The organism is Streptomyces sp. LMG1-1-1.1 (genome assembly GCF_040815545.1).
In the GTDB taxonomy this organism is placed as follows: Bacteria; Actinomycetota; Actinomycetes; order Streptomycetales; family Streptomycetaceae; genus Streptomyces.
Map to the genome: position 1 here is coordinate 335487 of NZ_JBFPNH010000021.1, position 21076 is coordinate 356562.

Annotated in this window: 22 protein-coding genes; 13 read left to right on the forward strand and 9 right to left on the reverse strand. The window is 73.0% G+C overall.

What is annotated here, in order from left to right; all coding sequences use genetic code 11:
- Window positions 1–94 precede the first annotated feature (94 nt).
- Window positions 95–799 carry a hypothetical protein gene (locus MRBLMG1_RS12205; RefSeq protein WP_367823524.1) on the reverse strand — a complete coding sequence of 235 codons (705 nt, stop codon included), beginning with the start codon at window positions 797–799 and terminating at the stop codon, window positions 95–97.
- Window positions 800–894: 95 nt separating this feature from the next.
- Here MRBLMG1_RS12205 and MRBLMG1_RS37300 point away from each other — a divergent pair, with 95 nt between their 5' ends.
- Window positions 895–969 carry a 50S ribosomal protein bL37 gene (locus tag MRBLMG1_RS37300; protein WP_099895366.1) on the forward strand — a complete coding sequence of 25 codons (75 nt, stop codon included), beginning with the start codon at window positions 895–897 and terminating at the stop codon, window positions 967–969.
- Window positions 970–1133: 164 nt separating this feature from the next.
- Here the strand turns inward: MRBLMG1_RS37300 and cobM are convergent, their stop codons facing one another.
- The 3 genes from cobM to MRBLMG1_RS12220 are packed head-to-tail and all read right to left on the reverse strand — an operon-like array spanning window position 1134 to window position 3397.
- Window positions 1134–1883 carry a precorrin-4 C(11)-methyltransferase gene (gene cobM, locus MRBLMG1_RS12210; protein WP_367823526.1) on the reverse strand — a complete coding sequence of 250 codons (750 nt, stop codon included), beginning with the start codon at window positions 1881–1883 and terminating at the stop codon, window positions 1134–1136.
- Window positions 1880–3202, reverse strand: a complete 1323-nt coding sequence (gene cbiE / locus MRBLMG1_RS12215) for a precorrin-6y C5,15-methyltransferase (decarboxylating) subunit CbiE (RefSeq protein WP_367823528.1) — start codon at window positions 3200–3202, stop codon at window positions 1880–1882. Before cbiE ends, cobM begins: the two co-directional genes overlap by 4 nt.
- 54 nt (window positions 3203–3256) lie before the next feature.
- On the reverse strand, window positions 3257–3397 hold the full coding sequence (locus MRBLMG1_RS12220) for a DUF6126 family protein (RefSeq protein ID WP_367823530.1): 141 nt from the start codon (window positions 3395–3397) through the stop codon (window positions 3257–3259).
- A gap of 108 nt (window positions 3398–3505) precedes the next feature.
- Between MRBLMG1_RS12220 and MRBLMG1_RS12225 the strand changes: the two genes are divergently transcribed.
- From MRBLMG1_RS12225 to MRBLMG1_RS12235, 3 genes are read left to right on the forward strand one after another with little or no spacing between them, the layout of a single operon-like run.
- A complete protein-coding gene (locus tag MRBLMG1_RS12225) occupies window positions 3506–4588 on the forward strand; it encodes an LLM class flavin-dependent oxidoreductase (protein WP_367823532.1) in 1083 nt (360 codons plus the stop codon).
- Window positions 4585–5217 carry an FMN reductase gene (locus MRBLMG1_RS12230; protein ID WP_414721571.1) on the forward strand — a complete coding sequence of 211 codons (633 nt, stop codon included), beginning with the start codon at window positions 4585–4587 and terminating at the stop codon, window positions 5215–5217. The genes MRBLMG1_RS12225 and MRBLMG1_RS12230 overlap by 4 nt, the downstream gene beginning before the upstream one ends.
- A gap of 57 nt (window positions 5218–5274) precedes the next feature.
- A complete protein-coding gene (locus tag MRBLMG1_RS12235; protein WP_367823536.1) occupies window positions 5275–5646 on the forward strand; it encodes a VOC family protein in 372 nt (123 codons plus the stop codon).
- 33 nt (window positions 5647–5679) lie between these two features.
- Here the strand turns inward: MRBLMG1_RS12235 and MRBLMG1_RS12240 are convergent, their stop codons facing one another.
- The 4 genes from MRBLMG1_RS12240 to MRBLMG1_RS12255 form a co-directional block, all read right to left on the reverse strand.
- On the reverse strand, window positions 5680–6546 hold the full coding sequence (locus MRBLMG1_RS12240) for an ABC transporter permease (RefSeq protein WP_367823538.1): 867 nt from the start codon (window positions 6544–6546) through the stop codon (window positions 5680–5682).
- Window positions 6543–7511, reverse strand: a complete 969-nt coding sequence (locus tag MRBLMG1_RS12245; RefSeq protein ID WP_367823540.1) for an ATP-binding cassette domain-containing protein — start codon at window positions 7509–7511, stop codon at window positions 6543–6545. Before MRBLMG1_RS12245 ends, MRBLMG1_RS12240 begins: the two co-directional genes overlap by 4 nt.
- Window positions 7512–7637: 126 nt before the next feature.
- Entirely contained in the window at window positions 7638–8042 is a 405-nt protein-coding gene (locus tag MRBLMG1_RS12250; RefSeq protein WP_367823541.1) for a hypothetical protein, read from the reverse strand.
- Window positions 8043–8249: 207 nt separating this feature from the next.
- On the reverse strand, window positions 8250–9581 hold the full coding sequence (locus MRBLMG1_RS12255) for a PLP-dependent aminotransferase family protein (protein ID WP_367823543.1): 1332 nt from the start codon (window positions 9579–9581) through the stop codon (window positions 8250–8252).
- Between the two features lie 106 nt (window positions 9582–9687).
- On the opposite strand from MRBLMG1_RS12255, the gene MRBLMG1_RS12260 reads away from it, so the two are divergent.
- From MRBLMG1_RS12260 to MRBLMG1_RS12300, 9 genes are all read left to right on the forward strand, one after another.
- Window positions 9688–10485 carry an alpha/beta fold hydrolase gene (locus MRBLMG1_RS12260; protein ID WP_367823545.1) on the forward strand — a complete coding sequence of 266 codons (798 nt, stop codon included), beginning with the start codon at window positions 9688–9690 and terminating at the stop codon, window positions 10483–10485.
- A gap of 37 nt (window positions 10486–10522) precedes the next feature.
- Window positions 10523–10948: a DUF7144 family membrane protein gene (locus MRBLMG1_RS12265; RefSeq protein ID WP_367823547.1), complete on the forward strand. Its 426-nt coding sequence runs from the start codon at window positions 10523–10525 to the stop codon at window positions 10946–10948.
- A gap of 11 nt (window positions 10949–10959) precedes the next feature.
- Window positions 10960–11400, forward strand: a complete 441-nt coding sequence (locus tag MRBLMG1_RS12270) for a hypothetical protein (protein WP_367823549.1) — start codon at window positions 10960–10962, stop codon at window positions 11398–11400.
- 65 nt (window positions 11401–11465) lie between these two features.
- The gene (locus tag MRBLMG1_RS12275) at window positions 11466–12383 is read left to right on the forward strand and encodes an endonuclease/exonuclease/phosphatase family protein (RefSeq protein ID WP_367823551.1); all 918 of its coding nucleotides are present in this window, start codon (window positions 11466–11468) and stop codon (window positions 12381–12383) included.
- 18 nt (window positions 12384–12401) lie between these two features.
- A complete protein-coding gene (locus MRBLMG1_RS12280) occupies window positions 12402–12638 on the forward strand; it encodes a DUF2630 family protein (RefSeq protein WP_367823553.1) in 237 nt (78 codons plus the stop codon).
- Window positions 12639–12742: 104 nt separating this feature from the next.
- Complete coding sequence (locus MRBLMG1_RS12285) at window positions 12743–13912, forward strand: hypothetical protein (RefSeq protein WP_367823554.1); 1170 nt, start codon at window positions 12743–12745, stop codon at window positions 13910–13912.
- Between the two features lie 36 nt (window positions 13913–13948).
- Complete coding sequence (locus tag MRBLMG1_RS12290; RefSeq protein ID WP_367823556.1) at window positions 13949–15919, forward strand: FUSC family protein; 1971 nt, start codon at window positions 13949–13951, stop codon at window positions 15917–15919.
- A gap of 190 nt (window positions 15920–16109) precedes the next feature.
- Window positions 16110–17588, forward strand: coding sequence for an APC family permease (locus tag MRBLMG1_RS12295; RefSeq protein WP_367823558.1), 1479 nt, complete (start codon window positions 16110–16112; stop codon window positions 17586–17588).
- A 198-nt stretch (window positions 17589–17786) separates the two neighbouring features.
- Window positions 17787–18776, forward strand: a complete 990-nt coding sequence (locus tag MRBLMG1_RS12300) for a hypothetical protein (RefSeq protein WP_367823559.1) — start codon at window positions 17787–17789, stop codon at window positions 18774–18776.
- A 59-nt stretch (window positions 18777–18835) separates the two neighbouring features.
- On the opposite strand, the gene MRBLMG1_RS12305 is transcribed toward MRBLMG1_RS12300, so the two are convergent.
- The gene (locus MRBLMG1_RS12305; protein ID WP_367823561.1) at window positions 18836–20887 is read right to left on the reverse strand and encodes a PhoX family protein; all 2052 of its coding nucleotides are present in this window, start codon (window positions 20885–20887) and stop codon (window positions 18836–18838) included.
- Window positions 20888–21076: the final 189 nt, after the last annotated feature.

Consider the following 21076-nt stretch of genomic DNA (forward strand, 5'->3'; position numbering starts at 1 on the left):
CAGCGGGCGGGGCGGGCGCCGACGATCCCCGGATCGTGGGAGGGCGCGCGGGTGGACGCGACGGTGCTGTCGGTCCTGGCGCCGGAGCGGGGTGTCAGCCCGTCGTGAGGCCCTCGGGGCCTTCCGCGACCGGGTAGCCGATCTCCGCGATGTCGTCGGCCAGGTCGGCGGGCTCCACGTCCGGGTTGAGGGCGGCGACGACCTCGGGCGTGAGGGGGCGCAGGGCGAGGACGTGGCGTACGGCCTCCAGGTCGACCGGGGTCGCGTAGTAGTCGGACGCCCAGGTGGCGTAGGCCTCGGCCGAACGGTCCACGAGCAGGTGGAGGAGGCCGCCGGAGCCGTCCGGGTCCTCGTGGCCGTCAAGGTCGGGGAACTCGACCGGGCCGGTGTGCCAGGCGGTGTCCCCGGTCTCGCGCCACAGGCAGGCGGTGGTCACGTGGACCCCGTCCTCGTCGGTGAACGCGGGTTCCGTCAGGTACTCGCGGAAGGCGTCCGGGACCCCGTCGACGACGCCGGGCCACGTCCGGCCGTCCGCGAGCGCCCCGAAGGGGCTCAGCGGCGACTCGTGGGCGAAGACGCGGGCGAACGCCCCGGCGGGGGAGAGGACGACGGTGTACTCGTCGCCCTGGCCGTCCTTCATCGACGCCAGCTGCTCGTGCTCCGACCAGTGCGCGTCGAAGGAGTAGTACCGGCTCTCCCACTCCGGGCAGAGCACGGCCTCCAGCATCGCGAGCCCTCGGCTGTGGTCGCGCAGTTCCTCGATGCCCGGCAGCGCCCGGGCGACGTCGTAGACGGTCACGGGTCCATTCAAGACCCTGGCACCGACGTGCGGGCCCCCGGCCCCGAACCTAGGCTCGACAGCGCAGGAACCCCCATCGGAAGGGAGGCATCCCCATGGCCAAGCGCGGCAACAAGAAGCGGGCCCGCAAGAAGAAGAAGGCGAACCACGGCAAGCGGCCCAATGCCTGAGTCGTGGCGGTGACGTAGTGACGTAGGCCGGACCCGTGTGGGGGTCCGGCCGTCGTCATGTCCGCGGTCGTCGTATCAGCCGCCGTCGTGTCCGCGGTCGTCGTGTCCGCGGTCGTCGTGTCCGCGGTCGTCGTGCCGGGGCCCTGGCGGTGCCGCCGGGCGCGTCAGCAGGTGTGGCGGTCGCGGGCCGGGTCGTACAGGTGGCTGTCGCGGAACTCGGAGGCGGCGAGGGTGCGGCCGACGAGGATGACGGCCGTCTTGGTGATGCCCGAGGCCTGCACCTGGTCCGCGATGTCCTCCAGGGTGCCGCGCAGGACGAGCTCGTCGGGGCGGCTGGCCATCGCGACGACGGCGGCCGGGCAGTCGGCGCCGTAGTGGGGGACGAGCTCGGAGACGATCCGGTCGACGTAGCGGGCACCCAGATGGAGGACGAGCAGGGCGCCGCTGCGGCCGAGGGTGGCGAGGTCCTCGCCCTCGGGCATCGGGGTGGCCTGCTGGGCGATGCGGGTGAGGATGACGGTCTGGCCGACGGTCGGCACGGTCAGTTCCCGCTTGAGCGCGGCGGCGGCCGCCGCGAACGCCGGGACGCCGGGCACGACCTCGTACGGGATGTCGAGCGCGTCAAGGCGGCGCATCTGCTCGGCGACCGCGCTGAAGACGGACGGGTCGCCGGAGTGCAGCCGGGCCACGTCGTGGCCGGCCTCGTGGGCGCGGGCGATCTCGGCGACGATCCGGTCCAGGTCCAGCTGGGCGGTGTCGATCAGGGTGGCGTCCGGCGGGCACTCGGCGAGCAGCTCGGTGGGGACGAGCGAGCCGGCGTAGAGGCACGTGCCGCACTTCGCCAGGGTCCGCGCACCGCGCACGGTGATGAGATCGGCCGCGCCGGGGCCCGCTCCGATGAAGTAGACGGTCATGCTTCCTCTTCCTTGGTTGCGGAGCCGTCGGTGACGGAGCCATCGGTGACGGAGTCCTGGGTCCCGGAGCCGTCGGTGACGGAGCCCGGGGTCCCGGAGCCCTTGGTCACGGACCACTGGGTGACGGGCATCGCCTGGCGCCAGCCGGTGAAGCCGCCGACGGGGACGGCGGCGGAGACCGCGAGCCGGATCAGTTCGCCGCCGTGGCGGCGGTAGCGGTCGGCGAGCAGCGCCTCGGACTCCAGGGTCACGGTGTTGGCGACGAGCCTCCCGCCGGCGGGGAGCGCGTCCCAGCAGGCGTCGAGGAGCCCGGGCGCGGTGAGGCCGCCGCCGATGAAGACGGCGTCGGGTGTGGGGAGCCCCGCGAGGGCGGCGGGGGCGGGGCCGGTGACGACGCGCAGGGCGGGGACGCCGAGCGCGTCGGCGTTGCGGGTGATGCGCGCGGCGCGTTCCGGGGACTTCTCGACGGCGAGCGCCCGGCAGGAGCGGTGGGTCCGCATCCATTCGATGCCGATGGAGCCGGAGCCGCCGCCGATGTCCCAGAGGAGTTCGCCGGGGGCGGGTGCGAGCGCGGCGAGCGTGGCGGCGCGCACGTACCGCTTGGTGAGCTGCCCGTCGTGTTCGTACGCCTCGTCGGGGAGGCCGGGCGTCGCGCCGAGCCGCAGCGTGCCGGGGTCGCGGGAGCAGTCCAGCGCGAGCACGTGCAGGGCGTCGGTGCGTGCGTGCGGCCAGGCGGCGGCGGTGGCGTCGAGGATCCGCTCGCGGGGCCCGCCGAGCTGTTCGAGGACCCGGATGCGGGTGCCGCCCCAGCCGGTCGCGCGGAGGTGTGCGGCGACCTCGGCGGGGGTGCCGGGGCCTTCGCCGAGGACGAGGAGCCGGCGGCCCGGGTGGAGGGCGGCGGCGAGCGCGGCGAGGGGCCTGGCCACCAGCGACACGGTCTCGACGGCCTCCAGGGCCCAGCCGAGCCGGGCGCAGGCGTACGACACGGAGGACGGGTGCGGGTGGACGCGCAGGCGGTCGGCTCCGACGGTCTCCGCGAGGGTGCGGGCGATGCCGTAGAACGACGGGTCGCCGCTGGCGAGGACGGCGACCGCGCGGCCCTCGTGGGCCGCGAGCAGTCCGGGGACGGCGGGGCGGAGGGGCGTGGGCCAGGCGATCCGCTCGCCGCCGCACTCGGCGGGGTCGAGGAGATCGAGCTGGCGGGGGCCTCCGATGAGGACCTCGGCGTCGCGCAGGACCTCGCGGGAGTTCCCGGGGAGCCCGTCCCAGCCGTCCGCGCCGATCCCGACGACCGACACCACCGATATCGCAGCGTTCACGTCCGGGACTTTACGTGAGCGCGCGCGGGGCCTCGCCGGACCCTTACCGGTCGGTCACTTCTGGGCGTTCTGTCCCACGTAGAAGAGGAGCCATACGAAGCCGGCGAAGGCGTGGGTCGCGAAGACGTAGACGAAGACGCGGAGCATGACGCCCCGCTCCTTCCAGCGTTCGTTGTCGTACGTCTTCTCGGTCATGGCGTCCAGGGTACGGCCGGGAATAGGCCGGGGGGTCGCGCCGTTGGACGTGACAGTTTAAGATTCAACCAATAGCCGCGAGGCACCATCCCGCGAGAGGTGAGCACGATGCAGTTCGGGATCTTCACCGTCGGCGACGTGACGACCGACCCCACCACCGGCCGTACCCCCACGGAGCACGAGCGGATCAAGAACACCGTCGCCATCGCGCTCAAGGCCGAGGAGGTCGGGCTCGATGTCTTCGCGACCGGCGAGCACCACAACCCGCCGTTCGTGCCGTCCTCCCCCACCACCCTCCTCGGGCACATCGCGGCCCGCACCGAGAACCTGATCCTGTCCACGTCCACGACGCTGATCACCACCAACGACCCGGTGAAGATCGCCGAGGACTACGCGACCCTCCAGCACCTCGCCGACGGCCGCGTCGACCTGATGATGGGCCGCGGCAACACCGGCCCGGTCTACCCGTGGTTCGGCCAGGACATCCGCCAGGGCATCCCGCTCGCCATCGAGAACTACGCGCTCCTCCACAAGCTGTGGAGGGAGGACGTGGTCGACTGGGAGGGCAAGTTCCGCACCGCCCTCCAGGGCTTCACGTCCACCCCGCGTCCGCTCGACGGCGTCCCGCCGTTCGTCTGGCACGGCTCCATCCGCTCCCCCGAGATCGCCGAGCAGGCGGCGTACTACGGCGACGGGTTCTTCGCGAACCACATCTTCTGGCCCAAGCAGCACACCGAGAAGATGGTCCGCCTCTACCGGCAGCGGTACGCGCACTACGGCCACGGCACCCCCGAGCAGGCGATCGTCGGCCTCGGCGGCCAGGTCTTCCTGCGCAAGAACTCGCAGGACGCGGTACGGGAGTTCCGCCCGTACTTCGACAACGCGCCGGTCTACGGCCACGGCCCGTCCCTGGAGGAGTTCTCCCGGGAGACCCCGCTGACCGTCGGCTCGCCGCAGGAGGTCATCGAACGCACCCTGTCCTTCCGCGACTACGTGGGCGACTACCAGCGCCAGCTGTTCCTGGTCGACCACGCCGGGCTGCCCCTCAAGACCGTCCTGGAGCAGCTCGACCTCCTCGGCGAGGAGGTCGTCCCGGTGCTGCGCAAGGAGTTCGCGAACCTGCGCCCGGCCGGAGTGCCGGAGACCGCCCCGCTCCACCCCGCCGTCACCCGCACCACCGAGGAGGTCTGACCCCCGTGCAGACGTTGAAGCTGGTCGCCGTGTCCGCCGGACTCAGCGCCCCCTCATCCACCCGACTGCTCGCCGACCGGCTCCTCCAGGCGGCCCGCTACCGGCTCGCCGAGCAGGAGTACGCCGTCGACGTCCAGGTCGTCGAACTGCGCGACCTGGCCGTCGACATCGCGAAGAACTTCGTCACCGGCTTCCCCTCGGAGCGGCTCCAGGAGGCGATCGACACGGTGACCGGCGCGGACGGCGTCATCGCGGTGACCCCGGTCTTCACGGCCTCGTACAGCGGTCTGTTCAAGTCGTTCTTCGACCTGATCGACCCGACCGCGCTGACCGGAACCCCCGTGCTCGTCGGGGCGACCGGCGGCACCGCCCGCCACTCGCTGGTCCTGGACCACGCGCTGCGGCCGCTCTTCGCCTACCTGCGCGCCGCCACGATCCCGACCGCCGTCTACGCGGCCTCGGAGGACTGGGGCTCGGGCGGCGACGAGTACACCGACGGGCTGCCGTCCCGGATCACCCGGGCGGGTCAGGAGCTCGCCGACGCGGTCGCGGCGCGGCCGTCCCGACAGGCCGACGAGGAGGAAGTCGTCCCCTTCGAGCGGCAGCTGGCCGACCTTCGCCTGGATTGATCCCGGCTAGCTCCGGCACGCCGTGCGCCGGTCCAGCGCCGGGCGCATGATGCCCTCATGGACATCAAGCTGGAACTGATCGGCGTGCCCGTCACCGACATCGACCGGGCCAAGGCCTTCTACGAGCGGGTCGGGTTCCACACCGACCACGACATCCCGGTGAGCGAGGACATCCGCTTCGTGCAGATGACCCCGCCGGGCTCGGCCTGCTCGATCGCCTTCGGCAAGGGCATCACGGAGATGGCCCCGGGCTCCCTCGACAACATGCAGGTCGTCGTCGCGGACATCGAGGAGGCGCACGCCGACCTCACCGCCCGGGGCGTCGAGGTCGGCGCCATCGACGATCAGCCCTGGGGCTCGTTCGTCCACTTCGCCGACCCGGACGGCAACCGCTGGGCGGTCCAGCAGACCACCCCGCGGGGCAAGTGACCGGGGGAGGTCCGCCCGCGGCCGGCCCGCGTCCTACGTGCGGTTGTAGAGGCGCATCGTCACCGCGCCGAAGACGACCACGAACAGCGCCGACCACCCCAGCGTCCACGCGATGTCGGCGCCCGGCCACTCGCCCGCCATCAGTTCCCGCACCGACGTGGCCAGATGGGTCACCGGGCTGTTGTTGACGAAGGCCTGGAGCCAGCCCGGCATCGTGCTCGGGTCGACGAAGACGTTGGACAGGAACGTCAGCGGGAAGATCACCATCATCGAGACGCCCATGACGGACTTCTCGCTGCGCAGCAGCAGCCCGAACATGGTCCAGATCCACGAGAACGCGAACGAGAACACCAGCAGCAGCACGACCCCGAGCGCCACGCCGACGGCCCCGCCGTCCGGCCGGTAGCCGATGAGCATGCCGACCGTCAGCATCACGGCGGAGGCGATCAGATAGCGCACGACGTCGCCGAGGAGATAGCCGACCATCGGCGCGGGCCGCCAGATCGGCAGCGTGCGGAAGCGGTCGAAGACGCCCTTCTCGATGTCGGTGTTGACGGACACCCCGGTGTACATCGTGATCATCACGACGCTCATCACGAGGATGCCCGGCAGCAGGAACTGGATGTACGAGGAGACCGAACCGGCCAGCGCGCCCCCGAAGAGGTACGTGTACATCACCACCATCATGATCGGGAACGCCGTCACGTCGAAGAGCTGCTCCGGCACGTGCTTGATCTTGAGCATGGCCCGCCAGCCGAAGGTCATCGAGGCGGAGAGGGCGCTCGGGCGCGGCGGGCGGGAGCGTCCCACGAGCAGGGCCGCGAGCTCGTCGGCCCGGGGGGCGACGAAGTCCGCGGTGTCGGCGGCCCGCTTGTCCTTGCCGGTGGTGACGGTGGTCATGCCGTCGTTCCCTTCCTGTCCGTGAGCGCCAGGAACACCTCGTCGAGGCTGGGCTGTCCGAGCGAGAAGTCGTCGACGGCGATCCCGGCCCCCGCCAGCTCCGCGAGCGCCCGCGCGGCCTGCTCGGCGGCGCCGAGGTCCGTGCCGTGGCCGTCGACGGTGGCGGTGAGCGCGACCGGGTCGGGGTCGAGCTGGACGCCCGCCCTCAGGGCCTCCCCGAGGACCCGCTCGGCCGCCGGCCGCTGCCCGGGGTCCCGGAGCCGCACGTGCACCGAGCCGGAGCCGACGGATGCCTTCAGCTCGCCCTTGGTGCCCTCCGCGATCACCTTCCCGTGGTCGATGACGGCGATGCGGGAGGCCAGCCGGTCCGCCTCGTCCAGGTACTGGGTGGTGAGCATGACGGTGGTGCCCTGGGCGACCACCGCGCGGACGATGTCCCAGACCTGGTTGCGGCTGCGCGGGTCGAGTCCGGTCGTCGGCTCGTCGAGGAAGAGCAGGTCGGGGGTGTTGAGGATGGACGCGGCGATGTCGATGCGCCGCCGCATGCCGCCCGAGTAGTTCTTGACCTGCCGGTCGGCGGCCTCCTCCAGACCGAAGGCGGTGAGCAGCTGCGCCGAGCGCTCGCGGGCGGCGGGGCGGGCGTGGCCGAGGAGGCGGCCCAGCAGGACGAGGTTCTCGGTGCCGGTCAGGTCCTCGTCGACGGAGGCGTACTGCCCGGTGAGGCTGACACGGCCGCGCACGGCGTCGGCGTCCTCGACGACGTCCTTGCCGAAGACCCTGGCCCTGCCTTCGTCGGGGCGGAGCAGGGTCGCGAGCATCTTCACCGCGGTGGTCTTGCCGGCGCCGTTGGGCCCGAGGACCCCGTAGACGGTTCCGGCGGGGACCCGCAGGTCGACGCCGTCGACGGCGCGGTTCGTACCGAAGACCTTGACCAGGCCCTCGGTCTCGATGGCGAGGTCGGTCATCCCGTCTCCTCCCTCAGGCCGCTCCTCCCAGTCTCCGTCGGCCCGTGCGGTCCCGCCAGGCCGGACCCGCGGGCACGGCGGGGCGCCGGGCCCGTGGGTCCGGCGCCCCGGAGGCGGGAGCGGAGGTCAGTACGGCGCGGGGCGGCCCTGGGCGTCCTCGTGCGTGTAGTACATGTAGTAGGCACCGGCCGCGTTGACCGCGCCGAAGGCGAGGCCGAGGCCGCTGGAGGACAGGATGCTGGCGTCGGAGAGGCTGAAGAGGAACCCGACCGCGATGCCGGACAGGGAGCCCCACGCGGCGGCGTGCAGTTCGCGGGGGAGGGCGCGGCCGTGTCGATGGAGCGTGCGGATCGACACCGCGAGGACGACCGCGGAGATCAGGCCGAGCCACAGCTGTCCGAGCGTGGTCGGGCCGCCGTGGCGTGCGACGGTGGCCGCGTAGAGGCCGTACAGGACGCCGATGGCGACCGGGCCTCCCCAGCCGTGGGTGCTGATCCGGCGCCCGGCGGGCACCGCTGCGTGTGCGGCCATGGCAGGAGCTCCTTCGTCTCTGGCCCCCCTGGTTCCCGCACCCTCCAGAGCACACCCGCGCCCGACGGGCCGCAAGTGGATCAGCCGACGGACCGCCCGGCAGGCGCCCGTCCGGAGCCGCCGCCGGGCGCGGCTCGCGCCCGGCCGGAAGCCGCCGTCAGGCCCGGCACCCACCCCGCCACCGGAAGCCGCCGCCGGGCCCGGTGCTCATCCCGGCTTCGCCGCGAGCTCCGCGAGGCGGGTCAGCGCCCCGTCGAGGACCGCGCGGGGCGGTGAGGCGAGGCCGACGCGGACGGCGTCGGGAGCGGTGCCGGCGCCGACCGCGAAGGCGCTGCCCGGGGTGACGGCCACGCCCGCGCGGTCGGCGGCGGCGGCCGTGAAGGTCTCGGCCCGCCAGGACGGGGGCAGTTCCCACCAGCAGAAGTACGCGTGCGGGGAGGTGCGGAGGGCGAAACCGTCGAGTCGGCGGAGGACCAGGGCGTGTCGGGCCTCCGTCTCGGCCCGCTTCGCCGCGACCGCCTCGGCGACCGTGCCGTCCCCTGCCCAGCGGGTGGCGGCCGCGAGTGCCAGACCGCCCGCCGTCCAGGCGCCGGAGCGCAGGGCGTCGGCGACGGCGGCCCGCAGCCGGCCGGGCACCACGAGGTAGCCGACGGTCAGTCCCGGGGCGAGCCGCTTGGAGAGGCTGTCCACGAGCAGGACCCGCTCGGGCGCGTGGGCCGCGAGCGGCGCGGGCGCGTCCGGCACGAGGAAGGCCCAGGTGGTGTCCTCGACGGCCGTCAGGTCCAGGCTCCGCAGCAGCTCGGCCAGTTCGGCCCGCCGCCCTTCGCCGGCGGTCGCGGACAGCGGGTTGTGCAGGGTCGGCTGGAGGTAGACGGCGGCGAGCGGCGCCGCCCGGTGGGCCGCCGCGAGCGCCTCGGGGCGTACGCCCTCCTCGTCGAGGGCGAGCGGTACGAGGCGGATGCCGAGCCGCTCGGCGACCGCCTTGACCAGGGGGTACGTGAGCGCTTCGACGCCCAGGCGACCGCCGGGCGGGACGAGCGCGGAGAGCGCGGCGGCGATGGCCTGCCGGCCGTTCCCGGCGAAGAGGACCCGCTCGGGGTCGGGCGCCCAGCCGGGCCGGGCGAGTACGGCGGCCGCCGCCTCCCTGGCCTCCGGGGTGCCGGTCGCGGCGGCCGGACCCGAGACGGCCTCGGTGAGCACGTCGGGCCGGGCGAGCGCGGCGAGCGCGCGGGCCATCAGCTCCGACTGGCCTTCCGCGACGGGGTAGTTGAGTTGGAGGTCGACGGGCGCGATCCCGGTCGCCTCGGCGAGCGCGGGACCGGGCAGCGGCGGCGCGGACCGGACGAACGTGCCGCGCCCGACCTCCCCGACGACCAGGCCCCGGCGCGCGAGCTCCCCGTACACCCGGATCGCGGTCGAGTTCGCGATCCCGTGGCGGCGGGCGAACACCCGCTGCGGCGGCAGCCGGTCGCCGGGCCGCAGCCGGCCCTCCCGTACGGCCGCCTCGACCCGGTCGGCGATCCGCCGGTACTCGTCCACCCGGAACCCCTTCCCCGGACAGCGGGAGCCCTCACGCTCCCGGCCCATTGCACCGAGAGCAAAGATCTTATTGCACCGAGTCCGCGGGGCTGCCTAGCCTGCGGACATGCCCGTCTTCGACAACCTCGCCACCCGCGTCTTCTACGAGGACCGGGGCACCGGCCCCGCCCTCCTCCTCGTCCACGGCCACCCCTTCGACCACACCATGTGGCAGCCCCAGATCGAGCGCTTCTCCCGCACCCACCGCGTGATCGCCCCCGATCTGCGCGGCTACGGGGACACCCCGCTCGGCGCCATGACCGCCTCCACCGACCTCGGCGAGTTCGCCGAGGACCTCGTCGAACTCCTCGACGAGCTCGGCATCGAGGAGTGCGTCCTCGCCGGCCTGTCCATGGGCGGCCAGATCGCCATGGAGCTCTACCGCCGCCACCCCGGACGCGTCCGCGGCCTCGTCCTCGCCGACACCTTCCCCGCCGCCGAGACCGAGGACGGCAAGCGGGCCAGGAACGCCATGGCCGACCGCCTCCTGGAGGAAGGCATGCGCGGATACGCCGACGAGGTCCTCGACCGGATGGTCGCCCCGTACAACACCCACGCCGCGCCCCACGTCCACCGCATGATGTGCGCCACCGACCCGGTCGCCGCGGCCGCCGCGCTCCGCGGCCGGGCCGAACGCCCCGACTACCGGGAGACCCTCGCCGCCGCGACCGTCCCCGCGCTCGTCGTGGTCGGCCGGGACGACACGTACACCCCGGTCACGGACGCGGAGGACATGCACGCCCTGCTGCCCCACTCCACCCTCGTCGTCGTCGAACGGGCCGCCCACCTGCCCAACCTCGAACGGCCCGAGGAGTTCGACGCGGCGCTCGACGCCTTCCTCCGCTCACTCGTTCGGCCCAGCTGAAAGTTCGCGATCGTACGAACGCTCGCACGATGGGGCCATGAGCCAGAACACCGCACCCCGCAAGCAGAGCTCCGCCGGCGCCTGGGCGTCCGGAGGCACCCTCTTCGCCGGCGTCCTCATGCTGGTCACCGGCTTCATGGACGTCTTCCAGGGCATCGCAGGCATCGCCGAGGACGACATCTACACCCGCGTCGGCGACTACGTCTTCAAGTTCGACCTCACCACCTGGGGCTGGATCCACCTCATCCTCGGCGTCATCATCGCCATCACCGGCGCCGCGATCCTCAAGGGCGCCGAGTGGGGCCGGATCGCCGGTATCTCCCTCGCCTCGCTCAACATCCTCTTCCAGTTCCTCTTCCTCCCGTACCAGCCCTGGTGGGCGCTCTTCTCCATGGCCGTCTCGATCTTCGTGATCTGGGCCCTGGCCACGGACGACGCGTACGGCACCGACGAGACGTTCTGAGGCCGCGCCCGATGACCACCACCCGACGCACCACAGGACTCGCCCTCGCCCTCGCCGCCACCACGGCCCTCGCCCTCACCGGCTGCGACGCCGCCAAGGACGCCGCCGGCAACGCCATCTCCTCCGCCACCGCGGCCGTCGCCTCGGCGGCCCAGGAGAAGATGAACGAGGTCAAGGACGGCGTCAACGCCGGAGGCGACGTCAAAGCCGGCGCCACCGGCACCGACGGGGACCGCACCGTCGCCGAGATCACGGCGACCAACCCCAAGGACCAGAGCGCCGACTACACGATCCTGGTCAACTTCCGCGACGACGAAGGAAACCTCCTCGACGCCGTCGTGGTCGCCATCAACGGGGTCGAACCCGGCGCGTCGAAATCCGGCACCGCCCGCAGCAACCGCACCCTCACCGGCGCCACCAAGGCCGACATCGCGCAGGCGCTCCGCCACTGAACGGCGTCCCGCCGGCGGACGCCGCGCCGCACCCGCCCAGGCGCCGTCACGCCGCCTGGGCCGCGGTGCTGCTCCTCGCCGCCCCCGCCCTGGTCACCGGATGCCGGCTCCTCGACACGGACGCCGTCACCCCCGTCCCCCAACTCCTCGCCGTCCTCCCCTGGCTCACCGTCCCCGCCGCACTCGCCGCGCTCCTCGCCGCCGCGGCCGACCGCCGCGGCCTCTGCCTCCTCGCCGCCGTGGTCCTCGCCGCCACCGCCTGGGCCTCCCTGCCCTACCCCCCGCGGACCACCGACCCCCCGGGCCGACCCCTCGCACGGGTCAAGGTCATCGCCTCCAACGTCGAAGTCGGCCTGGGCACCGACGCGTTGACCGGCATCGTCCGTCGGGAACACCCCCAGCTCGTGTTCGTGTCCGAATGCGACCGCGCCTGCGGACAGACCCTGACCACGGCCTTCGCCGCCGAGCTCCCCCACCACGCCACCGTCGGAGCCGACGGCTCCGCCGGCTCCGTACTCCTCAGCGCCTACCCGCTCGCCGACCGCGCGACGATCCCCGCCACCATGGGCATGCCCGGCGCCACCGCCGACATCGCCGGCGTACCCGTACGCCTCCAGCTCGCCCACCCCATGCCGCCGCTCGCCCACCAGGTACCCCTGTGGACGCGTGAACTCGGCCGGATCGCCGACACCGCCGCCCGGCAGACGGGCCCCACCGTCGTCGCCGGCGACTTCAACGCCTCCCAGGACCACGCCGCCTTCCGCGCCGTCCTCGACACGGGCCGCCTCCGCGACGCGGCCCGGACGGCGGGCGCCGGCCGCACCCCCACCTGGCCCCTGAAAGGCCCCCTCCCCCCGATCGTCCAGATCGACCACGTCCTGGTCAGCGACGCCTTCCACGTCCGGTCCGTCCGCTTCGCCGACGTCGCCGGCTCCGACCACCGCGCCGTCATCGCCACGCTCGACCTGCGCACCCCGCCCTGATCCGCCACCCTGGAAGGCATGGACAACGAGGAGATCCTTGACGACATCGGCGCCCTCGTCGAAGAGGAACGCACCCTCCGGCAGCGCACCGGCGGCCTCCTCCCCGAGGAACGCGCCCGCCTCGCCGACCTCGAGGTACGCCTCGACCAGTGCTGGGACCTGCTCCGCCAGCGCCGCGCCAAGTCCGAGTTCGGCGAGGACCCCGACACCGCCGCCGTCCGCCCCGCCTCCGAAGTCGAGTCCTACCGCAACTGACGTGCGATCTTCTCCTGCGCGGATCTACGCTTGATTCATGGCGCACGGTTCACGGCGCTCGATTCACACGACTGATTCACTCCAGAACCTTCCAGGAGGCTGTCGTGCCCAGAATCAACGAACCACCACCCGATGACTTCGCGTCCTCCGGCGAGGACGTGGAATTCCGGCAACCGGAGGTGACGTCCGATCACCTCGGATTCGACCCCGACGAATTCCCCACGGAACTCGTCGACGCGCGAGCCGCGATCGAAGGGATCCTGAGCGGTCAGGGCGAGCTGCGCAGCGGAGTCCAGACCCTGGAAGGCCTCACCGAGGAACTGAACATCCAGGGCGTCGGCATCGGACGGGCCCTCCCCTCCGAATACGGTCTCCGCAGCAGCCACATCGAACCGGGTCAGCCCACGCTGAGCGTCTACCTGACCCGCCCGAGGAGCGCGGACGCCGTCGAGGAAGTGCTCGTCGAGCAACTGGGCGTGCGGGTCGCCGCCTCCCCGAACGTTCCGGTCATCCCGGTCGTCACCGGGGAGATCGAGGCCACGGGATACACCTTCAAGAGCAGACCCGCACCGGGCGGCATCTCGATCAGCACGCCCGTCACGCCGGCGTCCGCCGGCACGCTGGGCTGCCTGGCGACGGGCCGGTCGTTCCCGCGCGACCTGAGAACGCTCCTCATCAGCTGCAACCACGTCATCGCGGACTCCAACACGGCGACGCTGGGAACGTGCATCTCCCAGCCAGGGCAATTCGACTCGGGCTCCTGTCCGAACGACCTGATCGCCGTGCTCGAACGGTTCACCCGGATCGAGTTCGGAGGCTTCATCAACTCGGTCGACTGCGCGACCGCCTGGGCCGTCCCGAAGCGTGTCAGCCCCAACGTCCTGACCACCGGAGTGCTGAGCCCGGTGGAGGTGCCCATCAGCACCACGACCGCCGCGGCGACCATCGGAATGATCGTCTTCAAGGGCGGCCGCACGACGGAGACGACGGTCGGCACCGTCAAGGAGATCGGCGGCTCCCACTGGGTGCGTTACGGCAACCAGAACGCCTACTTCTCCGGCGACATCGTCATCGACGCCACCGGCACCATCAGCCCGCCTCCCTTCAGCGCGAGGGGAGACTCCGGCGCGATCGTGTGGACCTTCACTCCGGACCGGACCCCGGTCGGGATGGTCTACTCCTCGTCCAGCACCGTGCTCACCAGGTCCTTCGCCAACCAGATCGACCTCGTCACGCAGTCCCTCGACGTCTTCCTCGTCGACCACACGGTCTGAACGGTCCGACGGCCGGACCGACGTACGTTAGGGGACATGGCACGCCCCGATCGGTCCGATCTCTCCGCCCGGCTCGCCCCGCCCGCATGGCTGACCGCCGGGTGGAAGCCGGCACCGACCCCGGTCCCGTGGGCGGCGGTGGTCCGGGCGGCGGTGGCGCTGGCCGCGCCGCTGGCGGTGGGGCTGGCCGTGGGGCGGCCGGAGTACGGGGCGCTGGTGTCGATGGGCGCCCTGTCGGGGGTCATCGGGGACACCGCGGACGCGTACCGGATGCGGGTGTTCAACATCGCGGTGCCGCAGCTGTTCGGCGCGCTGGGCGTGACGCTGGGAACCCTCGTGTTCGGCCACGGGTGGGTCGCCGTCGGCGCGCTCACGCTCGTCGCGCTGGTCTCCGGGATGATCTCGTCGATCGGTGCCGTCGCCTCCGTGTCGGGGCTGCTGCTGCTCCTCAACTGCGTCGTCGGCGCCGGACTCCCCGTGCCCGGCCCCTGGTGGAAGGCGCCCCTCCTCCTCACCCTCGGCGGGCTCTTCGTCCTCGTCCTCACGCTCCTCGGCTGGCCGCTGCGCCGCGCCGCCCCGGAGCGCGCCGCCGTGGCCGCGACGTACCGCTCCCTGGCCGGGCTGTACGAGGCGACGGGCACGGACGCGTACGACGAGCGGCGGCAGGACGTCACGGCCTCCCTGAACCAGTCCTACGACCTGATCCTGGCCCGCAGGGCCCGCGAGCACGGCCGGGCGCCGAACCTGGTCAGGCTGCTCTCCCAGCTGAACGTCCTCATCCCGCTCCTGGAGGCCGCGCCCGCCGCGCATCTGCGGGCGCGGCTGATCGGGCCGCTGCCGGCGGCGATCCCCGCGGCCGTACGCGAACTGGCGGACGCCGTCGAGGAGGGGCGCACCGGGGCCACGGACCTGGACCTGCCCGTACCGGAGCGGCCCGCCGAGCGGGCGGTGGACCACGCGCTGCGGCACGCGGCGGCCGTCGTGCACAAGACGGACCCCGACCCGTACAACGTGGACGACCGGCTCGGGCGGCCGGCCGCGCTGCGGGTGCGGGCCCGCCGCACGGCGAGGGCGGTGCTGTTCTCCGAGGCGTCCTGGCGGTACGGGCTGCGGCTGGCGCTGTGCATCGGGCTCGCGCAGGCGCTGGTGTCGCTGATCGCCGTACCCCGCTCGTACTGGGTCGCGCTCACGGTCACGTTCGTCATGAAGCCGGACTTCGGGTCCGTGTTCTCGCGTGCGGTGCTGCGGGCGGCCGGCACGGCGGCCGGTCTCGTGCTCGCCGCGTTCGTGCTGTCCGAAGTGCCGCGCGGCTGGTGGGACGTGCCGGTGATGGTCGTGCTCGGGGCGCTCATCCCGGCGTTCTCGGCGAAGGGGTACGCCTTCCAGACGGCGGCCATCACCCCGGTCATCCTGCTGCTCTCCGACACGCTCAACCACCAGGGTTTCGACCTGGTCATGCCGCGGCTCTACGACTCGCTGATCGGCTGCGCCATCGCCCTGGTCGCCGGCTACCTCCTGTGGCCGGAGTCCTGGCACACGCGCATCGGGGACCGGCTCGCGGACGCGGTCGCCGACACCGCCGCCTACGTGGCACGGGCCTTCGGGGACAGCGCCGAGGGGACCGCCCGCGCTGACCGGCACCGGGCCCGGCGGAAGCTGTACCGGGACCTGTCGACCGTACGCTCCGAGTTCCAGCGCGCGTTGACCGAGCCGCCGCCCACCGGCACCCGGGCCGCGGCCTGGTGGCCCCTCGTGGTGGCCGTCGAGCGGATCGTGGACGCGACGACGGCGGCCCGGATCCGCGTGGACCACGGCGCCCCGGCTCCGGACCCGGCCGAGGTCGCCGCCGTGGAAGGCGAGTTGCGGGAACTCGCGGACGGGCTGCGGGCCTCCGACACCCTCGTCGAGGTGCGCTCCGAGCTGCCCGGCGACGAGAGCGGAGTCCTCGAACCGCTCCGTCAGGAAGTCCGCGCGGCCCGCGCCATCGCCAGTCCCGACCTGCGGTAAACCTCCCCAAGGGGGCGTACCGGCGGACTTACCGGCGGTCACGGAACGGAACCTTCCCCACCGCCGTTACCGGAAGCCACCCGGGCGACTACGATGCGCTCGATTCACCGTGATCCGCGCCCACCGCCGTCGGCAACCGGCACGGCGAACGGGCCACTTCGCCCTGCCCCCCGCGCCCCGAGGACCCGCCATGCGCACCACCACGAACAGAGGGCTCCAGCCCAACGTCCTCGGCACCTTCGACACCATCGTCATGGCCGTCGCCGGCAGCGCCCCGGCGTACTCGCTCGCCGCGACGACCGCCGTCCTCTTCGGCGCGGTCGGCTACGCCGGACCCGCGGCCCTGCTGTACTGCGCGATACCGATGCTCGGCATCGTCCTCGCCTACGCCCGCCTCGGCCGCATCGACGTCAACGCCGGCGCAGGCTACTCGTGGGTGGGCCGCACCCTCCACCCCTTCCTCGGCTTCCTCTCCGGCTGGGCGCTCGTCTTCGCCGCCACCGTGTTCATGGTGGCCGGCTCGCTGCCCGCCGGCTCCCTCACGCTCTCGCTGATCGACCCGGACCTCGCCTCGAACACCCCGCTGGCGGCCGCCGTCGGCGCCGGCTGGTTCCTGATGATGCTGCTCGTCGTCCTGGGCGGCGCCCGGCTCACCGTACGGGCGCAACTGATCATGTCCGGCGTCGAGATGCTGATCCTGCTCGCCTTCGTCCTCGCCGCCGTCGCCCACCGGGGCCGGGCCACCGCCTTCGACTGGTCCTGGTTCGCCCTCGACCGGTTCGACGGACCCGAGGGCTTCGCCGCCGGCGCGCTGATCGCCGCGTTCTACTACTGGGGCTGGGACGTCACCAGCAACCTCAGCGAGGAGACCCGCGACAGCCGGCGGACCGCCGGACTCGCCGCGCTCGTCGGCGTCGGGTTCGTGTTCGTCCTCTTCGAGGCCTTCACCGTCGCCGTGAACGTGCTGCTGAGCGCCGAGGAGATCCGCACCGCCGGACCCAACGTCCTCGCCGTCCTCGGCCAGGAGATCTGGCCCGGCGTCGGCGGCAAGCTCCTCGTCGTGGCCGTCCTCCTGTCGACCGTCGCCACCCTGGAGACCACCCTCCTCCAGGTCACCCGCTCGCTCTTCGCGATGGGCCGCGACCGGACCCTGCCCGCCGCGCTCGGCACCGTGCACCGCCGCTGGAACACCCCGTGGGTCGCCATCGCCACCGTCGGCGCCGCCGCCCTCGTCATGTTCGCCGCCGCCGCGGCCGCCGGCTCCGTGCAGCGCATCCTCAGCGACGCCGTCGCCGCGATCGGCCTCCAGATCGCCTTCTACTACGGGCTCGCGGGCATCGCCGCCGCCGTCGCCTACAAGTCGCTGCTGCTGCGCTCCGCACGCAACCTGATCCTCGGCGGCCTGTGGCCGCTGCTCGGCTCCGGGTTCATGCTGTGGGCCTTCGTCGAATCGCTCGGCGAACTCTCCTCGACCGCCCTCGTCATCGGCCTCGGCGGACTGCTCCTCGGCGTCGTCCCGCTCGTCGTCTACTGGCGCAAGGGCAGCGACTACTACCGCCCCGCCCGCCTGGACGCCGCCCGCGCCCTCGCCGCCACCCAGGACTCCGGCCCGGCGACCCCCCACGCCCGCACCGGCGACCACGAGAAGAGCTACGCCACCGACTTCTGACCCCCCGCCCTGCACCCCGGGGACACGACGACCGCAGACCCCGCACCCCGGGGACACCACGACCGCAGACCCCGCACCCCGGGTCGCAACGCCCGAACCCGCCCCCGCCGAGTGCGGCGGGCGACCCCCCCAGACCCCGCCCCGCTCCCCTGGGACGTGGCGACTTCCGACGGCAGCCGAACCCGAAGGAGGCCCCCGATGGCCGTACGCCGCCGCTCCGCGCGCCCGGCCCGACCGGAGCGCTTCGCGCCCGACTTCGACCCGGACTTCGGGGACCGGGCCCTGACCGAGGCGCGCCACGACATCGTCATCGGCCGTTGGCAGGGCGTACGCGACCTGCTCGCCGGCACCGGTGTCGACTGGGCCCGCCGCACCCACCGCCTGCGGCTCCTCTCGCACGCCGCCGCCGGCAGCTCCACCGTCGAGACCTGGCGCGCCGCCGAACCCGGCAACCCCGACGCCGCCGTCCTGCGCGCCGCGACCGAGGTCGTACGGGTCTTCGACGCGGCCATCGCCGCAGGCCGGGGCGCCGCCCTCGAACGCGGGCGCGTCGACGCCGCCGTCGACGCCTGCCGGAGCGCCGCCGAGGCCGCCCCCGCCGACCCCATGCCGTGGGTGTCCCTGCTCTCGGTCGCCCGGCTCTACGAGGGTGGCGTGCCGCGCCGCGAACTCCGCCACTGGTTCGACGAGTTGCGCCGCCGCGACCCGTACAACACCGAAGGCCACATCCAGGTGCTGCGCTACTGGTCCGCCCGGTGGCACGGCACCCACGGCAGCATGTACGACTTCGCCCGCGACGCCGCCGGCGTCGCCCCGCCCGGCTCGCCGCTCCCCGTCCTCGTGCAGGTCGCCCGCGTCGAGGAGTACCGGTACATCGCCGACGGGGCACTCGGCCGGGGGCCCGTCCGCGGCTTCGACCAGCACTGGAAGCACGAACTCGCGGTCACCGAACTCCGCCGCACCCACGCCCGCTGGATCGGCGGCCGCGACCCCGCGCGCCCCGTCGCCCCCGAAGAGGTCGCCGACCTCAACTTCCTCGCCCACGCCGCCTGCTACGCCGGCCAGGTCGAGATCGCCCGCGACGTCCTCGCCCTGCTCGGCGCCCGGGCGGCCTGGGTGCCCTGGGCGTACACGGGCGACCCGGAGGAACAGTTCGTACGGTTCAGGGCGGGCCTGGGGGTGGCGTGACACTCCGCCCCCAGACCCTCCCCGGGCCCTCCGGGGCCCCGTCCGGGGCCCTTACCGCGTCACACGCCGATGTCGCGGCCGTCCGTACGCCAGACGGAGACGACCGACGGCCGGACGATCTTCCCCGGACCGTCGGGCCACACCGAGGCCGGCTTCTCGACCGACGCGCCGTCGATCTCACCCGGGTGCTGGACGGCGACCAGGACCCGGCGGTCCTGGACGATCGGACCGCAGGTCTCGGCGCCGCGCGGCACCGTCAGGAACTGCTTGAGCTCACCGCGCCGCTCGCCGCGCGTCGCGACGCCGAACAGGCCGTCGTGCGAGCCGAGCTGGTTGCCGTCGGTGGAGATCCACAGGTTGCCGTGCGGGTCGAAGGCCACGTTGTCCGGGCAGGAGATCGGCGAGACCTTCTCCTTCGGGAAGCCCGCGAAGTAGGTCGCCGGGTCGTTCGGGTCGCCCGCCACCAGGAACAGCCGCCACGCGAAACCGTCCGAGGCCGGGTCGTCCCAGTGCTCGGCGAGCTCCAGGATCTGCCCGTGCTTGTTGGCGTTGCGCGGGTTGGCCTCGTCGGCCGGCGCGTAACCCGCCTTGCCGCGGTTCGAGTTGTTGGTCAGCGCCACGTACACCCGGCCGCTGCGCGGCGACGGCTCCACGTCCTCGGGGCGGTCCATCTTCGTGGCCCCGACCTTGTCGCCCGCCAGACGCGTGAAGACGTACACCTCCTCGGCCGTCATCCCCGGCACGTGCGACACGTCGCCGGTCGCCAGCGGGATCCACACGCCGGAGCCGTCGAACTCGCCGTCGTTCGGGAGCTTCCCGGTGCCGTCGATCTCCGCGGCCGGCGAGTCGCCGGTCAGCTTGGCGACGTACAGCGTGCCCTCGTCGAGCAGGGTGAGGTTGTGCTCACGGGCCGACCGCGAGTTCCCCTTCTTCATCCGCTTGCTCGACACGAACTTGTAGAAGTAGTCGAACCGCTCGTCGTCACCCATGTACACGACCGGACGGCCGTCCTCGGTGAGCCGGGGCTGCGCCGCCTCGTGCTTGAAGCGGCCCAGCGCGGTGCGCTTGCGGGGCGTCGACTCCGGGTCGTACGGGTCGAGCTCGACGACCCACCCGAAGCGGTGCACCTCGTTCGGCTCCTGCTTCAGGTCGAAGCGCTTGTCGAACCGCTCCCACTTCCGCTCGGTCGCACCGGTGCCGACGCCGTACCGCTTGTCCGTCGCCGAGCTGCCGTTCGCGAAGTACTGGTTGAAGTTCTCCTCGCCGTGCAACGTCGTGCCCCACGGCGTCGTGCCGCCCGCGCAGTTGTTCAGCGTGCCGAGCACCTTGCGGCCGGTCGGGTCGACGGACGTCCTCAGCAGGGCGCTGCCCGCGGCCGGACCGGTGACCTCGAACTCGCTCGTCGTGTGCAGCCGCCGGTTCAGGTGGTGCCGCGTGACCGGGGTGAGCTTCCCGCTGCGGTGCTCCTCCTGCACCACCACGACCGACAGGCCGTGCGCCGCCCAGGCGATCTCCACCTGCTCGCGCGTCGGGTTCGCGGCGTCGTAGCCGCGGAACATCAGCACCTCGTCGGTGTACTCGTGGTTGGCCACGAGCACCTGCCGGCCGTGCTCGCCCCGCAGCGGCAGCAGCGACAGGAAGTCGTTGTTGTAACCGAACTGCCCGGCCTGCGCCTTCGCCGTCTGCTTCTCCGAGTCGAACGCCGGCGCGCCCCGCAGGATGGGCTCGCCCCAGCGGATGACCACGTTCTGCGCGTACCCCTCCGGGACCGTCACCCGGTCCTCCGTGTTCGGCGCGACCGGCGCGAACCGAAGCCCGCGCGCCCCGTCGACCGCCCCGGGCTTCCCGTGCCCGGCCGGCGTCGCCTCCGCGACCGGCGCGTTCCCCAGGACCACGGCCCCGCCCGCCGCCGACGCCACCGTCACGACCGCCGCCGCCCGCAGCGCCGAACGCCGCGACAGCACCCCGGCTATGACGTCGCCGACGTACTCGTTGTCGCTCGTGTTCGGCACCTCGTGGAAGCAGGCGTCCCCACAGCGGTACCGGCAGGTGAGAGCGGAACGCCCGCCTCCGTGGTTGTTCATGCTCAGCAGCGGCAGCAGTTTGCGCACGTCGTCCTCCTCCGGCGCACACCGCGCCGACAAGCTGTCGGGAATCCTTCGGCCGTGACGCTATGTGTGGACCTCTGCACCCGGACGGCTGCCGGGTGAACGCCGAATGAATCCGCGGCAACCTCGGGCGACCGGGTCATCGAGGAGGCTTGAACTGGCCGCTAACCTTACGTGTCCGCCCTGGCCAGG